The sequence below is a fragment of the Runella aurantiaca genome (assembly GCF_003339505.1).
Lineage (GTDB): Bacteria > Bacteroidota > Bacteroidia > Cytophagales > Spirosomataceae > Runella > Runella aurantiaca.
In genome coordinates this window covers 115637-141362 of record NZ_QPIW01000005.1, presented here as the reverse complement: position 1 = coordinate 141362, position 25726 = coordinate 115637, and the positions used below count along the sequence as shown (strand labels likewise).

The following is a 25726-nucleotide window of genomic DNA, read 5'->3' as shown; positions in this document are numbered from 1 at the left end:
TTTATTGTTTTTCAAAGATATATTCTCCCGTTCCGTAGGGATTTAAAACGAGCCTTTTGGAAGTAAGAGAGACCAATTCAATCAATCGTCCGTTGCTGGAAGACATGCATAAGGCCCTAATTCTGATGTTTTTATCTTCGATTTCGTAGCTACCACCGCCACACCCCAAAAAAGCATACTCAATGGGTTTGGTGTTTTGAAAATATTCGTTGAACTGTTTATCGTTGGTGAAAGTAACAAAGACACCTTTGTCGTTCGGAATCGTTATTTGGGTGCAGTTGGTACTGCCGGTGGGTTTGCAATAGGAAATTAATTTCCACGTTCCGACGAGTTCATTGTCGGGATTTTTGTTGCAGGAAAAGCAGCCCACAAGTAAGAGAAATAGAAATTTTTTTTTCATAGTAACTCGGTTAAAAGCGTTTTTTTAACGTTCTGTATAAGACGCAATTGCCCCTTTTAGGGTTGTAATGATTGTAAAAATAGGAACAGGATTGAAATAATTTTTGTCATTACTACATACCATTACTTATTTTAAAGAAGTTAGTCTAATGCTAGGCTACGAAAAAAGAAGCTTTAAGCATGTTTATTCAACCAATTGTTTATCACATCATGAAAACATCTTTCATTTACGTATTTGTATTTACGCTGTTTGTTTCGGTCAACGCCCAAGCGCAGGAAGAAACGAAGAAAAAAGGCCTGGGCGGATTACTGGAAAAAGCAGGTCAGGTGATTAATTCGCCGTCGGTGGGCGATTTGAGCAACGATGAAATTGTACAAGGGTTAAAAGAAGCCTTGAAAGTCGGTATTTCCAACGGCTCGGCGCAAGCCTCGGCCGTAGACGGGTACTTTAAAAATAGCCTCATTAAAATTGTGTTTCCGCCCGATATTCAGCGCGTAGAAGCGCGATTGCGACAGCTAGGCCTTGGCAAAGAAGTAGACCGTTTTGTGTTGTCGCTCAACCGGGCCGCCGAAGATGCCGCCAAAAAATCCAAACCTGTATTCGTGAAAGCCATTACGTCGATGACCATTCAGGATGCCGTGGGTATTTTACGGGGAGATTCTACCGCTGCCACTCAATACCTGCGTCGTACGACGAATGAGGAATTGTATAAGCAGTTTTTTCCCGTGGTAGACAGCACGTTACAACTCAACAAGGCCACCAAATACTACGCTGACCTAATCAATACCTACAATAAGCTTCCTTTGGTTCAAAAAGTAAATCCAGACTTGAAACAATACGCTACTCAAAAAGCGATTGATGGATTGTTTGTGTTAGTGGCCCAGGAAGAGCGTAAGATACGTAAAGACCCCGTGGCGCGGGTGAATGATTTGTTGCAAAAAGTCTTTGGACAAAAATAATTTTAAGCCGCTTTGATGTGGTCTCGGTTTGAGAAATCAGTGGTCTCGGTTTCTCAAAACCGAGACTTTTTTTGTAGAGTCCAGAGAGCCTTCAAAAATGTCAGTGTACCGATACCAATTCGAGGCTCCGCATGACGACTTCGCCCATGCTACGACATTTTAAAAAACTCGTATTTTGGTAGTGTTGAGCTAGTTCACGCTTCAATTGCTCTAAGTGTTGGGTCGAGGAAATCGTATCGGCCATCATCACATTCATCAAATCCTGAATTCGCGTTCGTTCTACCCGGATTCGCCCCGAAATCAACGAGCGTTCTTCCTTTTGATATTGCTCCACACTCTCCGAGGTTAGGTATTTCATGCCTACCTCAATGATGGCGTTGTTTTGCTTGAAATATTGGGGCAGATACACAGCCTTTTTTCCTTCGTAGGATTGCTGGTCAAAATCAATCGAACGAATGCGGTAATAAATCTCCTCAAAGTCGGGGGTAATATCGACCACGAAATTGCTGGAGTGCATATCGCCGAGCAGACGCACAAAGCAGCGCTCATTAAATTTTACGAATTCTTTGCAAAACCGAACGGTGTTGAGATTGGGTTCATACAGGTAATTTTTAATAAACATATCCCCCGGAATTCCAGCAATGTGCTCTTCAATCAACGTCTCGTCGCTGGTTAGGTAGCTGATGCGGTTGGGGGATAGAATGTGCTCTAATTCAAGCCCATAAATGCGCGATGAATCGGCGTTTTTAACGTAAAAATAGTCAAAGTTATCATTGACTTTATTCACAATCCGAATCCGAAAAGGCTTAGAGTTACCGTAAGAGCATACATCCACTCGGTCAACATACAGGTGCTTCATGACCGACAAGTCGCCGTCGGCTTTGAGGTCGGCGTATATGGTTTTGAGGGCGTAGTAAATTTCGTCAATTTCACTATGAGCGTAGAAGACCGTCTCCCAGAGGGTGTCATTCCCGCGTTTGTCATACAACGGAATGGCATTGTCGTATCGCAATAAGTAACGATAATCAATCGGCAAAGCCACTTCGCGGTTATAACTCTCCAAATACTTGCGCAAATCCGCATTGATTCGGAAAGGAATTTTTTTGTTGGAGATGAAGGCCATAATCAGTACTGTCCTATTTTTTATCACGTTCGCGACAGCGTAAACGGTCGTTGTGCGTCCAATTTAAGGAAAATAAACAGCAAAATGGTGAAAGCCCACATCGAAGACCCGCCGTAGCTGAAGAAGGGCAGGGGAATCCCGATGACCACCATCAAACCGATGGTCATACCGATGTTGACCAAAAAGTGAAAAAACAGAATTCCCGCTACACAGTATCCATACGCCCGGGCAAAGCGCGTTCGTTGGCGTTCGGCGAGAAAAATCAAGCGACACATTAGCCCCAGAATGAGCAATACTACGGCGGCACTTCCAACAAAACCGTGCTCTTCGCCGATGGTACAGAAAATAAAATCGGTGTGCTGCTCGGGCACAAAGTTGAACTTGGTTTGGGTGCCGTCCAGAAACCCTTTTCCCCACAAACGACCAGAACCAATGGCTATTTTTGACTGGATTACGTTCCATCCTTTGCCCATCGGGTCGGCTTTGGGGTCAATCAATACCTCGATGCGCTTGCGATGGTGAGGTTGAAGTACATTTTTTATGAGAAAATCGACACTGGCCGAAAATAGCATCATTGCCCCGAAAATCACGGACAAGTTGATGATTGTTTTCTGATTTCGGTCGTATCGAGGAAGAACAAAACGAAAAATAATGACCGCTAATACCACCAATCCCAACGAAATATACAAAGGAGAAAAGAACAGCGACAGTATGAATAACGTAATGGCAATCAGTAAGATGGAAGGGTAAATGCCGGGGATTCCTTCCCGGTACAAGACCACCATAAAAGAGGCAAACACCAAGGCACAGCCCGTTTCTTTGGAAAGAATGATAAGCAGCATGGGCAAAAGTATGATGCCGGCGGTTAGGAGTAAATCCCTAAATTTGGTGAGGTTTACACTGGGCTGCGTGATAAACTTACTGATCATCAATGCGGTGCCTAATTTAGCAAATTCGGCGGGTTGGAGTGAAAAAGAGCCTATTTTAATCCAAGATTTGGAGCCGTTTATATCACTCCCAATGACCAGTACCGCCAGCAGCAGAAAGATACAAAACCCATAAATAATGGGGGCAAAGGCTTCCCAAAATTTATGGTCAATCACCAGAATAGCAATGATAAGAAACCCCGCTGAACCGATAAACATCAACTGTCGACCGGCATTGTTGGAAAGGTCAAACAATTTGGTTTGCTCTTCTGGGTTGTACACCGCAGCGTAGACGTTGAAAAGGCCCATCGTGACGCACGCGGCATAAATCAATACGGTCAGCCAATCTATATTTTGGGTAATGTGTTCGTTACGAGCCATTTTTTTTGGGTAATACTTTTCTAGTTCTTAATTGTGCTTTAGAATTTCCGTTGCCGAATAGGTAAGCGGATGTCCAAAGCGTTTCGATTAAGAATTAAGGAGCTTCCGTTAATTTATTGAATGCCGCCTTTTCGCGGTTCACGATGGTTGCTTCGGGCTTAGTGGGCGCGGGCTTTTGCTCTTTAGGCTTCGGAAGTTGAGACTTGGGAATAATCACGTTTTGCAGAAAGTTTTTATTCTTCCATTCTTGTTCGTAGGCTTTCCGGTCTACGTGCCGTTTGATGTATTTTTCAATCACCAACGAAGCCACGGGCGCGGCGGCAAATCCTCCAAAGCCGGCATTTTCTACAAAGACCGCAATGGCGATTTTTGGGTTGTCTTTAGGCGCAAAAGCGATAAAAATAGAGTGGTCTTTTCCTTTTTTATTTTGAGAAGTTCCCGTTTTTCCGCACATAACGATGTCGGGAATAATTGCGCCTCGTGAAACGGTTCCCCTTACAACGGCCATTTCCATTCCATCCACCACCGGCTCAAAATACCGTCGATCAACGCCCGTTTCGTGTCGCTGCTTAAACTCAGGAAGGGGATTGTCGTTTTTACCGATTCCCTTTACCAAGTGAGGGGAAATGTACCAGCCGCGATTGGCGATGGTGGCGGCCAAATTGGCCAGTTTGAGCGGGGTTATCAGCAAATCTCCTTCACCTATACTCATCGAATATATTTGGCCAAAACGCCAACTTTTTTTGCCAAGCCTTTTGTCATAATATTCAACATCGGGTAAAATTCCTTTGGCTTCACTTGGTAAGTCAATTCCTAATTTTTGGCCAAATCCAAATTTTTGGGTGTAATCATGCCATTTCTGCAATCCAATGGCAGATGCCTTGAAAGGATTTTTTTCAGCGTTTGCATAAAGCATTCTTCTGAATACATGGTAGAAATAAGGATTACACGACCACTGAATGGCACTGCTGACTCCCGTCAATCCTCCGTGACCGTGGCATTTCATAGGGGCGCCTGCGTGGGAAAATATACTGCCCGGCGAAATGGCCCCTTCTTGCATGGCCACCAACGCCTGTACCGTTTTGAAGGTAGAACCTGGGCGGTAGCTGCCCATCACGGCGCGGTTGAGCAGCGGACGGTAGGGGTTGAGGGCCAGCTTCGCGTAGTTTTTAGAAAAGTCGCGCGTGGCAAACAGCGCGGGATCGTAGCTAGGAGCGGAAGTAATGGCCAACACCTCCCCGCTGGAAGGCTCAATCGCCACCACGGCCCCCGCTTTCCCCTGCATCAGGCTATCCACGTATTGCTGGATTTCGAGGTCGATACTGGTGTATAAATTCTGCCCAGCATGCGCGATGGTGTCCAATTCGCCCCCTTTCCACGGCCCTTTGGCTACTCCGTTGACGTCTTGCATCACGTATCTAACTCCTCGCTGTCCGCGCAGGTATTCTTCATAGAATTTTTCTAAGCCACTTTGGCCCATCAAATCTCCTTGCCGATAATACGGATACTCCTGAGCGTCCAATTGCTTTTGGGAGACTTCACTTACGTAGCCCAACGCATGGGCGAGGGTAGGAGCGGAGTAAGTTCGGACGGAGCTTTTGACGTACTCAAAGCCTGGATAATCAACCAATACATCCTGAATATGGGCAAAATCCTCTTTGGATAATTGCCGTAGAAAAAGCGAAGGTTTTTTGCGAGAATACACCTTAGCTGCTTTCATCAGGCTGTCAAAATCAGCCCGGGTAATGCTGAGTGCGTTGCACAGTGCAAGGGTGTCTGCGACTTTGAGTTTGTTAGGGGTGACGTATAGGTCGTAAACTAACGTGTTATAAACAATTAGGTTGCCATAACGGTCATAGACCTGACCCCGCATCGGTACATCGGGAATAGCCCGGATGGAGTTACTGGCGGTTTCGTACGTATTATCAAGTACTTGAAGGTACAGCAGGCGTATCAGATAAATAATTCCTACCAACACAAACAATCCATACACGAAAAACTTTCGATTCTCTGACATTTACTTTAGCTGATGATTAATGGTAATGCGTACTTCTTTTAAGCCTGCCTTCAACGATACTAAGTTGATGAATAACTAATACAAAGTTCGCGGGTTTTAATCAATTTTCAAGCATAAAGTAACGTAATTCAATAAAAAAAGGAGGAACCCGTCCCCCTTCTTTCAGAAGTATATTTTTGGAAACAGTTTTACCATCCTGCTCCTTTGGTTTTGGTCTTAATTCGGCATAAGTACATGTCGGCGGTGATGTATAGTGTTGAGCCATCGTCGCCCCAGCCGCAATTGGCCGTTGCTTCTCCAGTGTCAATTCTTCCCAGTAGTTTTCCCGACGGAGAGAGAATTAAAACCCCGCCCGGCCCAGTGCTCCACACATTGCCGTTGGCATCTACTTTGAGACCGTCGGGTAAGCCGGGCAATCCTTGTTTGACCATCGGTGTGGCGTCATAAAATACTTTGCTGGTGCCGACAGAACCGTCGGATAGCATTTGAAATGCCATAATAACTGATTTGTAGGGGTCTGATTGCGCTACATACAAGATTTTTTCATCGGGCGAAAACGCCAGTCCGTTCGGACGCGTCATGTCTTTGGTTAGCAGCGTTACTTTGCCGTCGGTGTCCGCCCGATATACGCCAAACCAATCAATTTCTCGCGTGGGATCTTCGTGCTTTTTAGGTAAACCATACGGAGGGTCGGTAAAATAATAGGCACCACTCGAATGTTGCACCACGTCGTTTGGGCTATTGAAGCGTTTGCCCTGATAATTGTCGGCAATGGTACGTTTACCGCCCCCCGTGAGCGGCATGACCGAAATCCGCCGGTCGCCGTGTTCGGCCAATACCAAATGACCTTGTCGGTTGAGCGTGAGTCCGTTGCTGCCGGGTTCGTCACCGTAGGTGCCAGCCCCCGTAAAACCCGAAGGTTTTAGAAATGGGGTCAATCCTTCTTTGGCACTCCATTTAAAGACCGTATTTTGTGGTACATCCGAAAACAATAGATAACCGCCATCCTTAATCCATACTGGACCTTCGGCCCACACAAATCCAGAAGCCAAGACCTCTATTTTAGCATCGGATGCAATCAGGGCATCCAATTGCGGGTCTATCCGCACGACTTTGCCAAGGGCAGGAAAGGAAGATTGGGCAAACAAAGCAGATTGGCCAACAAGCCACGTACAGATTAGGAGCGCCGAGAATTTCATAGTTGGAGGTTTAGCAGTTAAGTCAACTATTGCTCAAAGTTCATTTTTGGCTTTGTATAATGTTCCAGCTTCCTGAATCTTTTTGGACAAAAATGATAAACCCGTCAATGCGAGAGGCGTTGACGGGTTTATCGTTAAAAAAGACTTCCTAAAATTACGCTACTAGAGGGTTGCTTTCAGCAAGACCGCTTTTACTTTGGTATAATACAAAGTGGTAATTCCCTCAAATCCTGAATCTGTACCCACCAGAAGCCACAATTCGCCCTTGTCATTGGTTTTGGCCGAAAAAGCTTTTGATTGGTTGGTCCGTTTGATGATTTGGTACTTGTAAGTTTCTCCTTCAATACCGACGGTTCCCAACACAATGGCGTTTTTGCCGCCGCTGCTTTGATTGCCTTTGTCCCAGTTCAGGGTCCAGTGCTGGGCATTGGTGCTGTCTTTTACTTTTTGGGGTTCAATTCCCGAAGCCCCCGCTTTCAAGTAGACCGCACCACCTGGTGAACCTCCTACGCCCACGCCGTTTTCGGGGTATTTTGACGCTAGTTCCACTTCAAAAGTGATGTCGTACGTTTGGTTGGGAGCCAAGCCAGTCAGCTTTCGTTTCAGGTACATAAACGCATCGTCGCTGCGGTTGTGGCTGGTGAGCATAAATCCTTTTTTGAGGGAGTCGGTAGGCAAAGCTGTAATCTTTGAGCTGAACTCCATGATGGAGTCTTGTGGAGTGCTGAAGTCGGTGAGGCCCGCTTCCCAGTTCTCGTTGCCTTTGTTAAAATCGCTGGTGTGAATAAAATTGGGCCCTACGTTGTCGTCGGTTGTGTCGCAGCTTACCATTCCCAGCGTCAGTACGGCCCCAATTCCCCAAATCGCTTTTCTACCCGTTGATTTTGAGTGATTTACCACTTGTTGCCACATTCCGATGGCCAACCCTTTTACTTGCATTGATTTCATTGCTGTTTACTTTTTTTAAGATGAATAATGGTGAATTCAAGGACGCGAATTCATCAAAGTGACGCGGAGGGTTGAGAGAAGGTTGGAAAATAGGTTGTGAAAAAATGGTTTTGAGGGTTGTATATTTTCGTGTTAAGCAGCAGTGCAACGGCTTAGTTGACTGAATTACAGTGTAGATAAGAAACTGAAATTTGACTTAAAAAAAAACAGAAAAATTGAACTAAAATAACGGGACAAAGTGCAGCCCAGTCCTGAGAACAATCATAAAATACGTGTTGAAAATAAGGCTACCTTTGCGGTCAAAATGATAAACATTAAGACAAAAACATGGAAGTCAAAGACAGTAACGGGAATTTATTGAATGAAGGTGATTCGGTTTCAGTAATCAAAGATTTAAAAGTAAAAGGCTCTTCGAGTGTCATTAAAAGGGGGACAATAGTTCGTAAAATCCGCCTGACCGACAGCGAATCTGAAATCGAAGGGAAAGTCGAGAAAACGGTAATGGTCTTAAAAACAGAATTTTTGAAAAAGGTATAACTCAACATTTACTCAGCGCATATTGCACTTTGGGCGGAGTTCTGGCCCCATGCTTATCTTTATTTAGAATTTTTTTAAGATATTTGTACCCCGATTAGAACAGAAAGTACGCATTTGTTGTTGAATTATTGAATTAACTGCACACATACGCGATGAGCAAAGAGGTAGATATCCTGGAAGAAATTACCAACTCCGAATATAAGTATGGCTTCGTAACCGACATAGAAGCTGATGAAGCCGCGCCCGGCCTGACGGAAGATACCGTTCGGTGGATTTCGGCCAAGAAACAAGAGCCAGAATGGATGACGGAGTATCGTTTAAAAGCATTTAAGATTTGGCAAAGCATGACGGAGCCAACGTGGCCCAATGTTCATTATACGCCCGTTGATTATCAAGCGATTAAGTATTATTCTGCCCCCAAGCAGAAAAAGGAGATAGGCTCGTTGGATGAAATTGACCCTGAATTGAGACGTACTTTTGAACGTCTGGGAATTTCGCTGAACGAGCAAAAACGTTTGTCGGGTGTGGCGGTGGATGCCGTTATCGACTCGATTTCCGTAGCCACTACGTTTAAGGTGGAACTCAAAAAACAGGGCATCATTTTCTGTTCCATGAGCGAAGCCATTCAGGATCATCCTGAGTTGGTTCGTAAGTACCTTGGTTCGGTTGTTCCGGCCAAAGACAACTACTTTTCGGCGCTTAATGCCGCTGTTTTTTCGGATGGCTCCTTTTGTTATATCCCCAAAGGCGTTCGTTGCCCGATGGAACTTTCGACCTATTTCCGAATCAACGCTTCTGGAACTGGACAATTTGAAAGGACGCTTATCGTGGCTGATGAAGGCTCATACGTAAGCTATCTGGAAGGATGTACTGCCCCCATGCGCGACGAGCACCAGCTGCACGCCGCCGTGGTCGAAATCATTGCCCACGAGCGCGCCGAAGTAAAATACAGCACCGTACAAAACTGGTATCCTGGCGATAAAGAAGGCCGTGGCGGAATTTATAACTTCGTTACGAAGCGTGGTATTTGCGAAGGTGCCCACTCGAAAATCTCGTGGACACAGGTAGAGACTGGCTCGGCCATTACTTGGAAATACCCTTCTGTTATCTTGAAAGGTGACAACTCCATCGGCGAGTTTTATTCGGTGGCGTTGACCAACAATATGCAGCAGGCCGATACGGGAACCAAAATGATTCACATCGGTAAAAACACCAAAAGCCGAATCGTATCGAAAGGTATCTCGGCGGGTAAAAGCCAAAACTCTTACCGTGGATTGGTTCAGGTATTTAAGCGTGCCGAAAACGCCCGTAACTTCTCGCAGTGCGATTCGTTGTTGCTCGGCGATACGTGCGGAGCGCACACTTTCCCCTACATCGAGGTAAACAATACCACCTCAACCGTAGAGCACGAAGCCACTACCTCAAAAATCGGCGAAGATCAATTATTTTACTGTAACCAACGCGGTATTCCGACTGAGCAGGCCGTGGCACTGATTGTAAATGGGTACGCCAAAGAGGTTTTGAATCAGCTTCCGATGGAATTTGCGGTAGAAGCCCAAAAGTTGCTCGAAATTAGTCTCGAAGGTTCAGTAGGTTAAGAGTAGCAATTTGAAGAAGTTGCTTTTTTAAGTAGAGCTACGCTAAAAACATTCAGATAAAGAATAGGTTTATGATGGTGATAGGACATAGTTCTTATCACCATTTATTTTTGGTAAAAACATGAAAAAGAAAACGACCTTAAACCCCGAACTGACCCCAGAAACCCTAACGGGCCTAAAAACCAGTGAACCCAAAGAGGTGGCCGTTGGAATGCCCGCCGTTGTGAGTTCTATGAAACACGTTTTTGGCGCAATGGACGTAGGGAGAGGGGTAAAAGCGTTGCTGAATCTAAACCAAAAAGACGGATTTGACTGTCCGAGCTGTGCGTGGCCAGACCCTGACGACGAGCGCTCGTCGTTTGCGGAATACTGCGAAAATGGTGCCAAAGCAGTGGCTGAAGAAGCGACGACTAAACGGCTTTTGCCCGATTTTTTTGCCCAACATTCTATTGTTGAATTGGGCACGTGGAGCGATTATGAACTAAGCCAGCAGGGGCGTATTGCGCAACCCATGCACAAACGCAAAGGAGTCGACCACTATGAGCCGATTGCTTGGGAAGATGCGTTTGCACTGATTGCCAAACACCTTAATGAACTTCAATCTCCAAACGAAGCCATATTTTATACATCGGGCCGCACGAGCAACGAAGCGGCGTTTTTGTACCAACTTTTTGTGCGTGAATACGGAACCAACAACTTGCCCGATTGCTCCAACATGTGCCATGAGTCGAGCGGAGTGGCCTTGATTGAAACCGTTGGGATTGGCAAAGGTTCGGTGAAACTGGAAGATTTGTATCTGGCTGATTTGATTATCATTGCGGGCCAGAATCCAGGCACGAATCATCCTCGGATGCTGAGCGCGCTGGAAAAAGCCAAGCGCAACGGCGCCAAAATTTTGTCGGTTAATCCGTTGTACGAAACGGGATTGGTGGCGTTCAGTAACCCTCAAACAGCGGGGGGATTGTTGGGGACCAAAACCGACCTCTCCGATGTGTTTTTACAGGTACGCATCAATGGAGATGTGCCGCTTTTCAAAGCCCTGTTGAAATTGATGCACGCAGAAGAACAAAAAAATGGGGGGGTATTTGATTGGAAATTTATTGAAGAAAAAACGACTGGAGTTCAGGACTTGCTCATTGATTTAGAAAAACATACGCTCCAACAATTGGCCGAAGATTGTGGCTTGACCGTGAGTCAGTTGCGAGAAGCTGCGGAGTTGATTATTAACTCAAAAAAAATTGTTGCCTGCTGGGCCATGGGCCTGACACAGCATAAAAACGCAGTTGATAATATTCGGGAGGTGGTGAATCTGCTATTGCTCAAAGGCTCGATTGGTAAACCTGGGGCGGGCACCTGCCCGGTGCGTGGGCACAGCAACGTGCAGGGAGACCGAACCATGGGAATTTGGGAAATGCCGCCCAAGTCATTTCTGGACAGTTTGGAGAAACAGTTTGGGTTTCAGCCACCCCGCCACCACGGATACAATACCGTGGAGGCCATCAAAGCCATGTACGAACGCAAAGCCTCGGTTTTCTTTGCCATGGGTGGTAATTTCCTTTCGGCTACTCCAGATACCGTCTACACTGCGCAAGCACTGAGAAATTGTAGCCTAACGGCGCACGTTTCGACCAAATTGAATCGAAGCCACTTAGTAACTGGCGAAGAAGCCTTGATTTTGCCTTGTTTGGGCCGTACCGACCTGGACATTCAGCACGGAGAAGCGCAGTTTGTGAGTGTTGAAAATTCAATGGGTGTGGTACACCAATCCAAGGGAAAGTTAAAGCCGATTTCCGAATTTTTGTTGAGTGAGCCTGATATAGTGCGTCGGCTGGCAAACGCCGTTTTGGAATACAAATCTGTGATTGATTGGGATAAATATGTAGCCCATTACGACAACATCAGAGCAATTATAGAGCAGACTATTCCGGGGTTCGAAAATTATAATGAACGGGTACGCAAGCCGGGCGGATTTTATTTACCAAACGGTGCCCGCGAGGGGGATTTTAAAACAAACACAGGAAAAGCCGCATTTTCGGTCAATCAGTACTTACCTCTAAAATTGGCGGAAGAGGAATATTTGATGATGACCATCAGAAGCCATGACCAATTTAATACCACGATTTATGGCCTTGATGACCGTTATCGCGGTATTTATAATGAGCGTAGAGTGGTGTTGATGAATGAACAGGATATAAGTAAAAGAGGGTGGAAAGGGGGCGAAAAAGTGGATTTATTTAACTATTTTGGGGGTATAGAGCGAACTGCACCCCAATTTATCATTGTTCCGTACTCAATTCCTGAAAGATGTGTTGCTACTTATTTTCCCGAAACGAATACACTGGTTCCCATTGACAGTTTCGCAGAAAGGAGTATGACACCTACCTCCAAAACGGTTATAATTCAAATTAAGCCTGTGATTTAGTTATTTTGACAAGGCATTTTTTTTTGAAAAATACTGCGTTGTCAAAAACTGTGCCGGGTGTTTTTTTTAGCTATTTTTACTTTTATTCCAATCGTTCCCAAACTTATCCTTGAAGGTTTTTAAAAATACTTAATAGCGCAGATTATCAGTAAGTTAGAGTTGACGTTCCTTTGGGGATAGTAATTTTGAGGCATTTAATTAATGTTTTGCATGGTTTTTGTCCCTAAATGAGTCATTGCCCCATTACACTAAAAATATTTACAATGATTAAACGTTTAGCGCTCTTACTGTGTGCATTGGTGTGGGTTGTTACCTTGGGAGCCTATGCCGGACCTCGCCCAACTCCACCTTCTTCCCCTAATTATTCTCAACCTAACCCACTCGTTGCTGATGATGCCAATCAAAGGTATTTATGTATAGCCCTCCTTAACACAACCGAAGGAAGTCAGTTTGGTTTGGATGTGATTCGTGAAGCGGCTAAACTGGGTACAAATGCATCAATGGTTACGGTTCGCTGGGATGTAGTGTACAAGACACCAACAAGCGTGGCCAATTGGTCCCAATACGATAACCAAATCCAATTAAGTAAAGAATTAGGACTTAAAGTATTTATCCGCATTCATTTGGCACGATGCTGTAATCGACATGTGGGGTATTGGTCGGATAGTGAAACCGCTAAAGATCAGAAGGGTAATCCTTTTCCTGAGATGTTTAGCATGGCTCATGAGCCTTCCGTACAAAAAGCCTTAAGTTTTGTCAAAGAAGTTTCTGAGCGCTATGCATATCTCCAGAGAGAAGGAAACATTATTTGCGTGGCGGCTACTACCACTCCTACGCAGGAAGCCGGCTATCATTATGAAGGCAACACAAATGCGGGGGGCTTTGGCGGGACTTCCTATTTGTCGATGTTTGACTACGCTCCTAGCATGATTACGGGATACCGTGAATGGCTTACACAGAAGTACAAAGATATAAAGACCATCAACGCTACCTGGCGTTCAGATTACATTAGTATCAATGATATTCAGCCAGTTACGACCGATTATCCTCATACTGAAAATACGCGATGGAGTGATTGGTACGTGTACCGACATACAGTTTTGAAAAATTTTCTGGATGGAGTGAGCAGAACTGTCAAAAGTGTTGACAATTCCTATAAAGTAGTCAACGATTTTGGTTCAGTTCATGATGGGTTAAGTATGCGCAGAGGTACTTTAGCGTTTAAGGACTTGGCCCGCTCGACCGACGGAACCAAGATAAATGATTCTCAGTATTATTCCCACTATTTTAGTGCCGACGTATTAAGAAGCAATATGGGCGAAGGAAAATGGATTATGAATGAGGCATTTCATGAGCCAAATCTTTCGACGTACGGTTTGCAAGTGATGCTTAATCAACACTTTGAGCGGGGTTGTAAATTGGTAAATATTGTTGCCGCCAACCTTGACGACGTTAATTTTTACGCACAAGGAATAAAATCTTTTGTTGCTAATTGGTTGAATAAACCCCTGACCAAAATTGTTCCAGCTCAACAGATGGTCGTAAAACTTTCTGAACTGGTCAGAACAGGTGGGTATTTTCATCCTGGATATAATAGTCGTTGGGATGAGAAAAAAGCAAGCGGTCCCGTAGATGTAAAATTGATTGAAGACCTTTTGGGAGAACCTGAAAACAATCAGCCGCCCGTCGTTAAGAATCCGTTACAGAATTATAACCTTGTATCAGGTTTTGATGCATCCTATGTTATTCCCCAGGATGCATTTCAAGACCCAGATGGGACTATTGAGTTTTATGAAGTAAGCAGTTTGCCTACGGGCTTGTACTTGGATAAGTTTACAATTAAAGGAAATACGACGGTTTTGGGTACGTTTGAGGTGAAAGTCAAAGCAACGGATATGTACGATGCCTCCACGACCACAACGTTCAAATTAACGGTGATGCCGCAAAAAACTACCCGTCTTGACCTTTACAAAGCAGGAGATTTTCAAACGCGGAGCTTGATTCGTACGCTCAAAAATAATGATACGCTTAATGTGAGTGAGTACAATTTTCCAATCAATTTTTTTGCCATACCCGATGCTTCTGCAAGAGCAGTAGTGATGAAACTGTCGGGGGCAATCAACAAAACGCAAACCGAAACGACAGCACCTTATGGATTGTACGGTGATAATGATGGCACAACGTTAAAAGTTGGGAATTATGAAATGGTACTGGAAGCGTATAATTCTACCATCATAGCAGGAGCGACGGGGATTGGGAAAGTAAGCTTTAATCTGGTCGTAATTGACAAACGCATCAATAAGGCTCCTGTCGTTGTTACGCCGCTAGGAGAGCAACTCGCAACGGTTGGCAAAGAATTTATTTACACCATTCCAACGGCTGCCTTTGAGGATAAAGATGGAAAAATAGACCGTATTGAAATCAAAGGTTTGCCAAGCGGTTTAAAAGCCGATGGGTGGAAAATAAGTGGTACGCCTACGCTGGCTGCCAACTCGACCATCACGGTTGAAGTGTTCGATAATGAAAACGCTTCTGTTAAGACACAGTTTGTGTTGAAAATTACCGTTATCAATCAAAAACCTACTGTAACTAAGACCATCCCTGATCAGGCAGCGGTACTGCAACAATCGTATGAATACACCCTTCCGACCGATCTATTTAAGGATGCAGATGGAACGATTGTGAGTATCACTGCCAAAAATACCCCGAACGGTGTGACCCTCAATGCAGGAAAACTCACTGGAAAACCAACCACCGCTGGTGTGTATCAGATAGTGATACGTGGCACTGACAACGGAGCGAGTTGGGTAGAAACGAGTTTTAGACTGACAGTGAAAGAGACTTCTGCAAATTTGCCGCCTGTTGTTGCCGAGGCCATTGCCAAACAATCAACGATGATTGGACAGAATTTTAGCTTTACGATACCAACCAAGGCTTTTAAAGATCCGGAAGGTGGTGCAATAACCGTTGAGGCACTTAATTTACCAGCGGGTTTGAGTAATAACAAAGGTGTTATTTTCGGAACTCCAATGGTAGGTGGAGAGTATAAAGTAACCGCACGCGGATATGACCCTCAGGGAGCGTTTGTTGATACCCCATTCTTGCTCACAATCCGATTGGCTAACGGTAATATCCCACCGACGGTTGTTGCCGCTATTGAAGACCAAACCATTACCCTTGGAGAACCTTATACATTTACCGTTCCGGTGAGTACGTTCTACGAACCCGATGGATTTTTGTCGGGGATTGTGGTGCGGGGATTGCCAGCGGGGCTTACTTATGTGGGCGGTAAAATAAGCGGAACCCCTACCGTAGCGGGCTCATTTACCATTATGGTGCGGGCCATCGACAGTCAGGGGGCGGCAGTTGAAGCTTATTTTAACTTAAAAGTAATTGATACTTCACCGCCTTCAGTGGTATTTAGCTTATATAAAGCAGGTGGTTCATCTTCACGGAGATTTGTCCAAACACTGCGTGATCAAGACAAAATGGCCCTAAGTCAAATTCCGTCTTTTATCAATATTTTTGCGGAAGCCAATGTTCCCATAGACAGGATACAATTTACAATGACAGGTCCGATAGATGTTACTTTTACTGATGTGACATCTCCATATGCAGTGTTTGATGACAATGGGGGTTTTGGCTCAATTGGTGGAATTTATACCTTGTCGGCCAAAGCGCTCAAAAGCGGTCAGGTGGTGGCCGAATCAAAAATTCAGTTTGAAATAACCAATGGCGGCGGCGGTGGTAGTTTTGGAGGAGAAGAGGTTTTGTGGGCACCTTACCCCAATCCTTTCAGAGATTCATTCAAAATGACAGTCCCTCTTGACTATGAGCCAGCTACGACATCGTTTTCGTTGCTTAACCTTTCGGGACAAAGAATTCCGCTCAATGATGTACTTTGGGAAGGCCAGCGGGCTACCATTGGCATCAATTCTGGTGGGTTAGATAGAGGATTGTATCTGCTTCAAGTGCATCATCCAGAATACCCCAACAGAATACTGAAAGTGTTGAAAGGGGAATAATTGAAGCGTAACTACCGTATAAAAAAACAGTTCATAGTCTGACTATGAACTGTTTTTTTATACCTGAAATAATAAAAGACTAAACAACAATGCTCTTGCCCGGTACAGCTACAGGATAGAAGCCATCAGAACCCGGAAGCAACTTAGGAAGGGCATCCCAAGCTAGTTTTTCGGGGAATAGGCTGATGTTTGAATTGAGTGCATCTTCCCATTTAACCAATTTGCCCGAATACGTCGCCATACGACCCATGATGGAAGTCAGGGTACTTTTAGCGCCGTTTTCGGCATCGGCAAATTTATATTCACCTTTGGCAATGGCCGCAAACAGTTCGTCGTGCTCTACTTGGTAAGGGTTACGATCTCCTTTGCCTTCGTGTCCGTAAATTACCTTGTTGCCTTTGTAAGATTTAAGGACGGTATTGTTGCCGTTAAAGCTATCGATACGACCTTTGGTTCCTAAAAACTGCTCGTCTACTTTGCTGTACGTTCCTTCATAGTGACGGCACTGGCTGTTGATAAGCGTTCCGTCGGCGTAGGTAAAGTCAACAATGTGGTGGTCAAAAATTTCGCCAAACTCTTTGCCCGCACGAATCTGACGTCCGCCCGTTCCCTGAGCAGATACTGGATAACCCTGCTTTGCCCAGTTGGCTACGTCGATGTTGTGAACGTGCTGCTCAGTAATATGGTCACCGCACAACCAGTTGAAATAGTACCAGTTACGCATTTGATATTCCATTTCGGTTTGGCCAGCTTTGCGGGGGTGGTTCCATACACCGCCTGACACCCAATACACGCTACCACCCACGATGTCGCCAATTTTGCCGTCATGAATACGGTCCATGGCTTCGCGGTAATTACGTTGATAATGGCGTTGCAGACCCACTACAACGTTGAGTTTGTTACGTTTGGCTTCTTCGGCGGCGGCAAGTACTCTCCGGATTCCGGGGCCATCAGTCGCCACGGGTTTTTCCATAAAAATGTGCTTGTTTTGTCTTACTGCTTCTTCAAAGTGCATTGGACGAAAACCCGGAGGCGTTGCCAAAATCACTACATCGGCCAGAGCGATGGCTTGCTTATAAGCGTCAAAACCTACGAATCTGCGATCTTGAGGAACATCAACTTTTGATTTTACATCAATTTCAGCACCTGCGGCGTCTTTGTATTTACGTTTGGTGAGGGCGTTGTAGGCACCATCCAATCGGTCAGCGAAGGCATCGGCCATCGCTACCAATTTTACGTTTTGAGTTGTACTCAAGGCTTGCGCGGCTGCTCCCGACCCACGACCACCGCAGCCAATAAGCGCGATTTTGATGGTGTCGTCGGCAGAGTTATGGTAGCCATACGATGAAAAAGGCAAACTGCTCAATAACGCTCCCCCCGTAAAAAGGCTGGAGGTCTTAAGAAACTCTCTTCTATTAGTTTCCATTAGAATGTAGGTTTTAGATTATGGATTTTGAACTGTGGATTACTATTAATTGATAAATTCAGGAATGTATAATTGAAAACGGACGATTGATTAATAATCTTCAATCAACGGAGGATTATAGTATGCCGCAATCTCTTCTTTGGAAGGCGTTTTTACGGGTCTTACAATTCGGAACCCTACGAAAGAGGCGCTCGTCATCCACCACTCACTTTTGGGGCTTTGCGGGTCAATGATTTTCCAGTCGGGAGAGGAGGGGATTCGGTTGGCGCTCCGGCATACGGTCGCGTCGTCGTCCCATGAACCTCCGCGTACCGAGGTGGGATACAGCTCCGTTACTTTGGGGAATGCTTCGTTTACTTCTCCTTTGGATTTTTTGGTGTAATAATCCTTAAAATATTGGTCTAGTGTCCATTCCATGACGTTTCCGTGCATGTCATGAAGGCCCCAAGGGTTTGGTTTTTTGGTGCCGATTTTTTTGTAACCATTATTGCTGTTGCCTTTAAACCAGCCGTATTCGTCCAACAATTTCGGGTCGTCGCCAAATGAATAGGCAGTATTGGTACCCGCTCGGCAGGCATATTCCCACTCAGCTTCGGTAGGCAAGCGGTAAAACACACCCGTTTTTTCATACAGCCACTTACAAAAATAGATAGCGGCGTATTGGGTCATGTTGATAGCGGGGTACTCAGAGCGCCCCATTCCAAACGACATATCCACGTAAGCCGCGCTGGGGCGGGTACTTCCGTCGGTTTTGCTAAGGCTGTTTTCGGGATCTGGATGGCGCTTGGCCATTTCAATTTCAATGTTTTTGGTGGTAAACAAATCGTACAAATCCCACTGGATTTCGTACTTACCCATCCAAAAAGGCTCAATCTTTACGGTGTGTTGCGGGCCTTCGTCTTCTTTGTGTCCTTTTTCTTTGGCAGGACTACCCATGGTAAATTCGCCGCCTTTGATGGCGACCAGATCGTACGTAACGTTGCTTCCAGAGATTTTCTGGGTGTAATTTTCAAGCTTTTCCTGGGCTAACAGAGGAACACTAAATAACGTAAACCAACTTAAGTGCTTTAGAAACATTCTTATACGCTTTTGTGATTAAAGAATAATAAATCACAAATTTACCTCATTTAAGGAATAGAATTCAAATTATAAATGAAATTGCGTACAGATTATTCTTTATACAATGGGTTTGCCGTGGGTATTTTTAATGACAAATCGTAAAAGGGGCTTACCCAACCCAAAAAAAGACAAAGCAATCTCCGATAGCCACGCGTCACCAAAAAGCCTTTGAACGTTTCGTCCCACCCATAGTCGCGCCGCAAATTCCCGTTTCCATGCCTTTTTATATTGTTTTTCTAGTTCCTGACGGCTGATGTTAGCGTTTAGAAATTGCGCCGTCAACTCTGCCGCGATTTTGCCGCTGTGGATGGCCATGGCCATGCCATTTCCGCAGAGTGGTGTGATGAGTCCAGCGGCATCTCCTACCATCAAAATGTGGTTTTCGACTACCTGTTTTGGCTCAAACGAAAATTCATTGATGACTTCGGGGCGTTCGAAGATAAATTCAGATTCGGTGAACAGGCGCTTCAAATGAGGGTTTTTCCATAAAACTTCGCGCTCCATGTCAGCGATAGAGCCGTGTTTACGAATATTGTTGCGTGTGGTGAGGTAGCAAAGGCAATAGCGGTCGTCTTCAATCGCCGAAATGCCGCAATAGCCGTCTTGAAAATTGTGCAGTGCAATCAAATCTTGGGGGAATTCGGTGTGGATGTGGTATTTTACCCCCACATAGGGTGATTTTTTATGGGTAAAGTTACGATCAAGTGCCTTGTCCATGCGGGAATTTTTGCCAAAACTGCCGAGCACGATTCGGGCCGATAAATGAAGGTGATTGACGGTTGTGGCTTTAAATTCGTCGTCAGCATATTCTACATTTTCGACGGTTTCTCCCAAGACAAATTCTACCCCATTTTTCTTTGCTAATTCAAACAATGCAAAATCAAGAGCGTAGCGACTGATACCGAAACCTCCCAAATCCAACTCAGTTTCCAACGCACGGCCAGATGGAGAAGTAAATTGAAAGCGCTGAATTTCTTTTACGCCCAATTCGTCGAGTTTTAAGCCTAATTTTTCCAAATAAGGGCGGACTTCGTTGGATACGTATTCGCCGCAAACTCGGTGAAAAGGGTACGTTTTTCGTTCGACCACGACCACCATAAAACCTCGTTGGGCTAACTCAATGCTACTCACCAGCCCCGCCAATCCACCGCCAATAATGAGTACATCGGTCATAATTCAATCAATTTAGTCATTCAAGCAGAACAAAGTAGGTAATTGTGAGTTTGAAAATGTGAAAATGCCCAAATTTTTCGTTTTACTATCGGCTACCTTTCTTAAACATAGGTTTATGCTATTTTATTGCTTCAAATAAATCCCCACACTAAACAGACGAACAAAGATGAAATTGAACCGCACAGTAACGCTATTCGCAATGGTTTTTGGGCTGCTTGCTTTAGGATTTTCGTGCAATGAAAAAAGCCCTGAAACCATCAAGAATGACGATGATTTGGAGGTGGTGCCTACCCTAACAAATGCATTTCCTGCCCTTACGTTCAGTAGCCCCGTTGAACTCGTACACGCTGGCGACGGGAGCAATCGGTTGTTTGTGGTAGAACAACGAGGGGTGGTAAAAGTTTTTAAAAATGAAGCCAGTGCCGCACAAACGGAAATATTTCTGGACATCAGCGGGCGTGTATCTTCGGGTGGCGAAACGGGATTGTTGGGCTTGGCTTTTCATCCCGATTTCAAGAACAACGGACAATTGTTTGTGAATTATACCCGACGGGAAAATGGTCAGCTGCAATCGGTGATTGCTCGTTTTCAATCCAATAAAACAACCGCCGATGCCAACAGTGAAGAAATTTTGTTGACCTATAATCAGCCCTATTCCAACCACAACGGTGGGTCGGTGTTGTTTGGAAGGGATGGATTTCTGTACATCGCCACGGGCGACGGCGGTTCGGGTGGCGACCCCCAAAATTATGCCCAGAATTTGGGCTCGTTGCTCGGAAAGATGTTGCGAATTGACGTTAACACGAAAGAAAATGGCTTAAATTACGCCATCCCCGCCGATAATCCTTTCAAAAATACGGCCAATGCTCGCCCTGAAATTTATGCCTACGGATTGCGCAACCCTTGGAAAGTGACCGCCGACCGTGAAAAGGGACGTTTTTGGATTGCTGATGTAGGCCAGAATGCCCGAGAAGAAATTGATATTTTGGAGCGGGGTGGAAATTATGGGTGGCGTATTGCCGAAGGCAAAGAATGTTATAGCCCTGCCGCTAACTGTAACCGTGCGGGATTGGTAGAGCCTGTCTTTGATTACGGAACCTCTGAAGGGAGGTCCATCACGGGTGGGTATGTGTATCGCGGGGCTAAATTAGCAGATTTAAAAGGCCAATACATCTACGGCGATTTTGTAAGCGGCAAGATTTGGGCTTTGGAATATAACGAAACTTCGCGGCAGGCATCCAACAAATTAATTACCCAATTGACAGGCTCATTGTCTTCTTTTGGGGAGGATGAAGCGGGAGAATTGTATTTGCTTAACTATCAAACAGGAAAGATTCAGCAACTGACAAACCGTTGATTTTGGTTGCCAATACTTTCAGTATCTTAGCCGCAAGATTCATTGCGAAAGGACATGGAAAGTAACCTAACAACACCTTACCAACCCAAAAATCACGTCAGAATTGTGACCGCCGCTAGTCTTTTTGACGGTCACGACGCCGCCATCAACATCATGCGCCGCATCATGCAGGCGTCGGGGGTGGAAGTGATTCATCTTGGACACAATCGTTCGGTGCAGGAAATCGTGGATTGTGCCATTCAGGAAGACGTGCAGGGAATCGCGATTACCAGCTATCAGGGCGGCCACGTCGAGTATTTTAAATACATGCACGACTTGCTCCAAGCGCAAAATGCGGGGCACATAAAAATATTCGGTGGCGGCGGCGGGACCATCCTTCCCACTGAAATTGCGGAGCTTCATGCCTACGGAATTGCGCGGCTGTATTCTCCCGACGATGGGCGAGACATGGGATTACAGGGAATGATTAATGACTTGATTAGGCAGTGTGATTTTGCGTTGGACCATGAATTGGATTATCCTGAGGACGCTGAAAATGAGTGGACTCCGGCCCAGTCTCAAACCAATGTACAGACCATTGCTCGACGTATCTCCATTGCCGAAAATGCCCCCAGCGTTTATGCAAAGTTGAACGTTGGGCGTGCCGCCGACCGCTTGTTTCAACCCCTTGTTGTGGGTATTACGGGTACAGGCGGGGCGGGAAAATCTTCGTTGGTGGATGAATTGGTGCGGCGGTTTTTGATGGATTTTGACCATAAAACCTTGGCAATCATTTCGGTAGACCCTTCCAAACGAAAAACGGGCGGCGCGCTTTTGGGCGACCGCATCCGAATGAATGCGCTGCATCCTGAACTTGCGCAGGGCAGGGTGTATATGCGTTCCTTGGCCACGCGGCAGTCCAATTTGGCCTTAAGTAAATACGTCCAAGACGCCATTGATGTGTGTAAAGAGGCGGATTTTGACCTGATTGTTGTCGAAACCTCAGGCATTGGTCAATCAGATACGGAGATTACGGAGCATTCTGATGTGTCGCTTTACGTCATGACGGCGGAATACGGCGCGGCAACCCAGCTCGAAAAAATTGATATGCTCGATTTTGCCGACGTGATTGCCATCAATAAATTCGACAAACGCGGTTCGTTGGATGCCCTTCGCGATGTACGAAAACAATACCGCCGCAATCATAACCTCTGGGATACGCCTGACGACGCCCTGCCGATTTTTGGCACAATGGCGAGCCAGTTCAACGATGCGGGCATGAATGCTTTGTATGGGAAGTTGATGGAATTGTTGGCCCAAAAGGAAAAGGCTGAAAATGGTGAAGACAGCACATCTGGCTGGATAAATGGTAAATTGTTTGCTCACTGGAAGGAGCAGGTTCAGAACCACAAAACATCCGCTGCCAAAGGCATTATTCCACCCGATCGAGTACGGTACTTGGCCGAAATTGTAGAAAACGCCCGTGCTTATGACCAATTTGTGAATGAACAGACAACCATTGCCCGACAATTATACCAACTCGACGGCACGATAAAAACGCTGGCACAGGGGAACAATGCAGGTATGATTGAGGCGCTAAAAGCGGTTTATGCCGAGCTTGAAGCCCGTTTGCAGTACGATTGTAACCAATTACTCAAAAAATGGCCCGATACAATCCAAAAATACCGCGCTGAGAAATACCAGTTTCAAGTCAGAGACAGAATTATTGAGCAAGATTTATGGACGGAAACCTTATCGCACCTTAAAATACCGAAAATAGCCCTCCCGAAATACAATGATTGGGGCGATATTTTGCGGTGGCAACTGACCGAAAATGTTCCAGGTGAATTTCCTTATACGGCTGGTGTTTTTCCGCTCAAGCGAGAAGGCGAAGACCCCACCCGTATGTTTGCGGGTGAGGGCGGCCCCGAGCGCACCAACCGTCGCTTTCATTATTTGTCCAAAGCCATGCCCGCCAAGCGGCTGTCGACGGCGTTTGATTCGGTGACGCTCTATGGCGAAGACCCCGACTTGCGGCCTGATATTTACGGCAAAGTCGGTAATTCGGGCGTAAGCGTTTGTACCCTCGACGATGCCAAAAAACTGTACAGCGGTTTTGACCTTTGCGACCCTTCTACGTCGGTTTCGATGACCATCAATGGTCCTGCTCCGATTGTGTTGGGTTTCTTTCTCAATGCCGCCATCGACCAGCAATGTGAAAAGTACATTTTATCAACGTGGAGTCGGGAGGAGCGTGAAGTAAAAATTTCAAAAATTAAAACTGAAATCGGGTATCAGGGAGAAATTCCTGAGGGCCACAACGGCCTTGGGTTAATGCTTTTGGGAATAACAGGCGACCAATTGTTGGAGCCCGAACTGTATCAAAAAATCAAAGCCCAAACGCTCCGTCAGGTGCGGGGAACGGTGCAGGCGGATATTTTGAAAGAAGACCAAGCGCAGAATACGTGCATATTTTCGACCGAATTTGCGCTCAAACTTATGGGCGATATTCAGCAGTATTTTATTGAACATCAGGTGCGTAATTTTTATTCGGTTTCCATTTCGGGCTACCACATTGCCGAGGCTGGGGCCAACCCCATTTCGCAATTAGCGTTTACGTTATCCAACGGCTTTACGTTTGTGGAATACTACCTCAGTCGCGGAATGCACATTGATGATTTTGCGCCCAACTTATCCTTTTTCTTCTCCAACGGCATGGACCCCGAATACACAGTCTTGGGCAGAGTGGCGCGGCGGATTTGGGCGAAAGCCATGAAATTGAAGTACAAAGCCAACGAGCGCAGCCAAAAGCTCAAATACCATATCCAAACTTCTGGCCGAAGCTTGCACGCGCAAGAAATCGCTTTCAATGATATTCGGACCACGTTACAGGCGTTGTTGGCGATTTATGACAACTGCAACTCGTTGCATACCAACGCCTACGACGAAGCCATTACCACCCCCACCGAAGAAAGCGTGCGGCGTGCCGTGGCGATTCAGTTGATTATCAACCGAGAATTTGGATTGACCAAAAACGAAAATCCATTGCAAGGCTCTTTCATTACCGAAGAACTGACCGATTTGGTGGAAGAGGCAGTTTACCAAGAATTTTTGAGTATCAATGAGCGGGGTGGGGTTTTGGGCGCTATGGAGCGGATGTATCAGCGGAGCAAAATTCAGGAGGAGTCTATGTATTATGAAATGCAAAAGCATACGGGTGCCTTGCCCATCATCGGGGTGAATACTTATTTGGATGAAAAAGGCTCGCCCACGGTGCTTCCCGCCGAAGTGATTCGCTCAACCGACGATGAAAAACAATACGCGGTTTTGGCAAGAAAATCTTTTCAGGAACAAAATAGTGAAAAGGCAACGGTTGCTTTGGGTCAATTGCAGGAAAGGGCGCTTCGAGGAGAAAATTTGTTTGAAAGCCTCATGGAAGCCACGAAAGTATGCACGCTCGGACAGATTTCGGGTGCGCTCTATAAAGTTGGCGGTCAGTATCGACGAAATATGTAACGGGCTTATTTTACTGGTAAACTTACGCCTGAGCCAACACAGAGGCGTCGTTAGATAAATAGAATTTCGTACCTTTGTGACCATCTCAAAAGATTGGCGAGAGAAGGAGAATCATGCAAGCGTATATTGTTAGCGGCCAATCGTAACCAGTAAATTGAATATGGAATCCAAAAGACAACAAAAAGTCGCTCGGCAAATACAGAAAGATCTGAGCGATATTTTTCAAAAAGAAGGTCGGACCTGGTTCGACAACGCGTTTATCACTGTCACCATCGTTAGAATGTCACCAGATTTGAGCGTGGCACGCGTTTATTTGAGCTTTTTAGCCGTAAAAAATAAAGGACTTATTTTAGAGCAAATACAAGAACGCAGCAAGCAGATACGTCAGCTATTGGGGCAGCGGGTACGCCATCAGTTGCGTATTGTTCCCGAAGTCCATTTTTATTTGGACGATACGGCCGAATACGCGGCCAAAATGGATAACCTTTTTGCGGGGCTGACCATTCCACCGCCACCCAAAGAAGATGCTGATTAGTATTAAAACAAGTTTTGTGTAATTTTCTATTGATTTGGCGGGAATAGGCGCATTTGTTACGCTTATTCCCGCCAATTTTGACTCCT

Annotated in this window: 17 protein-coding genes; 8 read left to right on the top strand and 9 right to left on the bottom strand. The window is 45.5% G+C overall.

Translation table 11 applies throughout. The annotated features are described in order from the left end of the window. Position 1 precedes the first annotated feature (1 nt). A complete protein-coding gene (locus DVG78_RS08820) occupies positions 2–400 on the bottom strand; it encodes a lipocalin-like domain-containing protein (protein ID WP_114460731.1) in 399 nt (132 codons plus the stop codon). Positions 401–609: 209 nt separating this feature from the next. Between DVG78_RS08820 and DVG78_RS08815 the strand changes: the two genes are divergently transcribed. After that, complete coding sequence (locus DVG78_RS08815) at positions 610–1359, top strand: DUF4197 domain-containing protein (protein ID WP_114460830.1); 750 nt, start codon at positions 610–612, stop codon at positions 1357–1359. 100 nt (positions 1360–1459) lie between these two features. Here DVG78_RS08815 and DVG78_RS08810 read toward each other — a convergent pair whose 3' ends face one another. From DVG78_RS08810 to DVG78_RS08790, 5 genes are all read right to left on the bottom strand, one after another. Next, positions 1460–2482, bottom strand: a complete 1023-nt coding sequence (locus tag DVG78_RS08810) for a hypothetical protein (protein ID WP_114460829.1) — start codon at positions 2480–2482, stop codon at positions 1460–1462. Positions 2483–2505: 23 nt separating this feature from the next. Then, entirely contained in the window at positions 2506–3789 is a 1284-nt protein-coding gene (gene rodA / locus DVG78_RS08805; protein WP_114460730.1) for a rod shape-determining protein RodA, read from the bottom strand. A 94-nt stretch (positions 3790–3883) separates the two neighbouring features. Continuing rightward, positions 3884–5806: a penicillin-binding protein 2 gene (mrdA, locus tag DVG78_RS08800; protein ID WP_114460729.1), complete on the bottom strand. Its 1923-nt coding sequence runs from the start codon at positions 5804–5806 to the stop codon at positions 3884–3886. A 188-nt stretch (positions 5807–5994) separates the two neighbouring features. After that, positions 5995–7005, bottom strand: a complete 1011-nt coding sequence (locus DVG78_RS08795) for an SMP-30/gluconolactonase/LRE family protein (RefSeq protein WP_114460728.1) — start codon at positions 7003–7005, stop codon at positions 5995–5997. A 162-nt stretch (positions 7006–7167) separates the two neighbouring features. After that, positions 7168–7953 carry a hypothetical protein gene (locus DVG78_RS08790; RefSeq protein ID WP_114460727.1) on the bottom strand — a complete coding sequence of 262 codons (786 nt, stop codon included), beginning with the start codon at positions 7951–7953 and terminating at the stop codon, positions 7168–7170. Between the two features lie 327 nt (positions 7954–8280). Between DVG78_RS08790 and DVG78_RS08785 the strand changes: the two genes are divergently transcribed. From DVG78_RS08785 to DVG78_RS08770, 4 genes are all read left to right on the top strand, one after another. Beyond that, positions 8281–8490 carry an alkylphosphonate utilization protein gene (locus DVG78_RS08785; RefSeq protein ID WP_114065138.1) on the top strand — a complete coding sequence of 70 codons (210 nt, stop codon included), beginning with the start codon at positions 8281–8283 and terminating at the stop codon, positions 8488–8490. Positions 8491–8642: 152 nt separating this feature from the next. Next, positions 8643–10088, top strand: a complete 1446-nt coding sequence (gene sufB / locus DVG78_RS08780) for a Fe-S cluster assembly protein SufB (RefSeq protein WP_114065139.1) — start codon at positions 8643–8645, stop codon at positions 10086–10088. 121 nt (positions 10089–10209) lie between these two features. Further along, positions 10210–12510 carry an FdhF/YdeP family oxidoreductase gene (locus DVG78_RS08775; protein ID WP_114460726.1) on the top strand — a complete coding sequence of 767 codons (2301 nt, stop codon included), beginning with the start codon at positions 10210–10212 and terminating at the stop codon, positions 12508–12510. A gap of 263 nt (positions 12511–12773) precedes the next feature. Continuing rightward, on the top strand, positions 12774–16535 hold the full coding sequence (locus DVG78_RS08770) for a putative Ig domain-containing protein (RefSeq protein WP_114460725.1): 3762 nt from the start codon (positions 12774–12776) through the stop codon (positions 16533–16535). A gap of 79 nt (positions 16536–16614) precedes the next feature. Here DVG78_RS08770 and DVG78_RS08765 read toward each other — a convergent pair whose 3' ends face one another. The 3 genes from DVG78_RS08765 to DVG78_RS08755 all read right to left on the bottom strand — a co-directional run bounded on the left by DVG78_RS08765 (position 16615) and on the right by DVG78_RS08755 (position 20253). After that, a complete protein-coding gene (locus DVG78_RS08765) occupies positions 16615–17961 on the bottom strand; it encodes a Gfo/Idh/MocA family protein (RefSeq protein ID WP_114460724.1) in 1347 nt (448 codons plus the stop codon). A 90-nt stretch (positions 17962–18051) separates the two neighbouring features. Next, positions 18052–19038: a formylglycine-generating enzyme family protein gene (locus tag DVG78_RS08760; protein ID WP_114460723.1), complete on the bottom strand. Its 987-nt coding sequence runs from the start codon at positions 19036–19038 to the stop codon at positions 18052–18054. Positions 19039–19137: 99 nt separating this feature from the next. Further along, on the bottom strand, positions 19138–20253 hold the full coding sequence (locus DVG78_RS08755) for an NAD(P)/FAD-dependent oxidoreductase (protein ID WP_114460722.1): 1116 nt from the start codon (positions 20251–20253) through the stop codon (positions 19138–19140). 166 nt (positions 20254–20419) lie between these two features. Here DVG78_RS08755 and DVG78_RS08750 point away from each other — a divergent pair, with 166 nt between their 5' ends. From DVG78_RS08750 to rbfA, 3 genes are all read left to right on the top strand, one after another. Next, positions 20420–21610: a PQQ-dependent sugar dehydrogenase gene (locus tag DVG78_RS08750; protein WP_114460721.1), complete on the top strand. Its 1191-nt coding sequence runs from the start codon at positions 20420–20422 to the stop codon at positions 21608–21610. 54 nt (positions 21611–21664) lie between these two features. Then, positions 21665–25105, top strand: a complete 3441-nt coding sequence (locus DVG78_RS08745) for a methylmalonyl-CoA mutase family protein (RefSeq protein ID WP_114460720.1) — start codon at positions 21665–21667, stop codon at positions 25103–25105. A 160-nt stretch (positions 25106–25265) separates the two neighbouring features. After that, complete coding sequence (gene rbfA / locus DVG78_RS08740; protein ID WP_114460719.1) at positions 25266–25640, top strand: 30S ribosome-binding factor RbfA; 375 nt, start codon at positions 25266–25268, stop codon at positions 25638–25640. Positions 25641–25726 lie beyond the last annotated feature (86 nt).

Coding starts and splice junctions, on each gene's coding strand:
- DVG78_RS08820 (WP_114460731.1), bottom strand. CDS start 400: ATGAAAAAAAAATTTCTATTTCTCTTACTTGTGGGCTGCTTTTCCTGC.
- DVG78_RS08815 (WP_114460830.1), top strand. CDS start 610: ATGAAAACATCTTTCATTTACGTATTTGTATTTACGCTGTTTGTTTCG.
- DVG78_RS08810 (WP_114460829.1), bottom strand. CDS start 2,482: ATGGCCTTCATCTCCAACAAAAAAATTCCTTTCCGAATCAATGCGGAT.
- rodA (WP_114460730.1), bottom strand. CDS start 3,789: ATGGCTCGTAACGAACACATTACCCAAAATATAGATTGGCTGACCGTA.
- mrdA (WP_114460729.1), bottom strand. CDS start 5,806: ATGTCAGAGAATCGAAAGTTTTTCGTGTATGGATTGTTTGTGTTGGTA.
- DVG78_RS08795 (WP_114460728.1), bottom strand. CDS start 7,005: ATGAAATTCTCGGCGCTCCTAATCTGTACGTGGCTTGTTGGCCAATCT.
- DVG78_RS08790 (WP_114460727.1), bottom strand. CDS start 7,953: ATGAAATCAATGCAAGTAAAAGGGTTGGCCATCGGAATGTGGCAACAA.
- DVG78_RS08785 (WP_114065138.1), top strand. CDS start 8,281: ATGGAAGTCAAAGACAGTAACGGGAATTTATTGAATGAAGGTGATTCG.
- sufB (WP_114065139.1), top strand. CDS start 8,643: ATGAGCAAAGAGGTAGATATCCTGGAAGAAATTACCAACTCCGAATAT.
- DVG78_RS08775 (WP_114460726.1), top strand. CDS start 10,210: ATGAAAAAGAAAACGACCTTAAACCCCGAACTGACCCCAGAAACCCTA.
- DVG78_RS08770 (WP_114460725.1), top strand. CDS start 12,774: ATGATTAAACGTTTAGCGCTCTTACTGTGTGCATTGGTGTGGGTTGTT.
- DVG78_RS08765 (WP_114460724.1), bottom strand. CDS start 17,961: ATGGAAACTAATAGAAGAGAGTTTCTTAAGACCTCCAGCCTTTTTACG.
- DVG78_RS08760 (WP_114460723.1), bottom strand. CDS start 19,038: ATGTTTCTAAAGCACTTAAGTTGGTTTACGTTATTTAGTGTTCCTCTG.
- DVG78_RS08755 (WP_114460722.1), bottom strand. CDS start 20,253: ATGACCGATGTACTCATTATTGGCGGTGGATTGGCGGGGCTGGTGAGT.
- DVG78_RS08750 (WP_114460721.1), top strand. CDS start 20,420: ATGAAATTGAACCGCACAGTAACGCTATTCGCAATGGTTTTTGGGCTG.
- DVG78_RS08745 (WP_114460720.1), top strand. CDS start 21,665: ATGGAAAGTAACCTAACAACACCTTACCAACCCAAAAATCACGTCAGA.
- rbfA (WP_114460719.1), top strand. CDS start 25,266: ATGGAATCCAAAAGACAACAAAAAGTCGCTCGGCAAATACAGAAAGAT.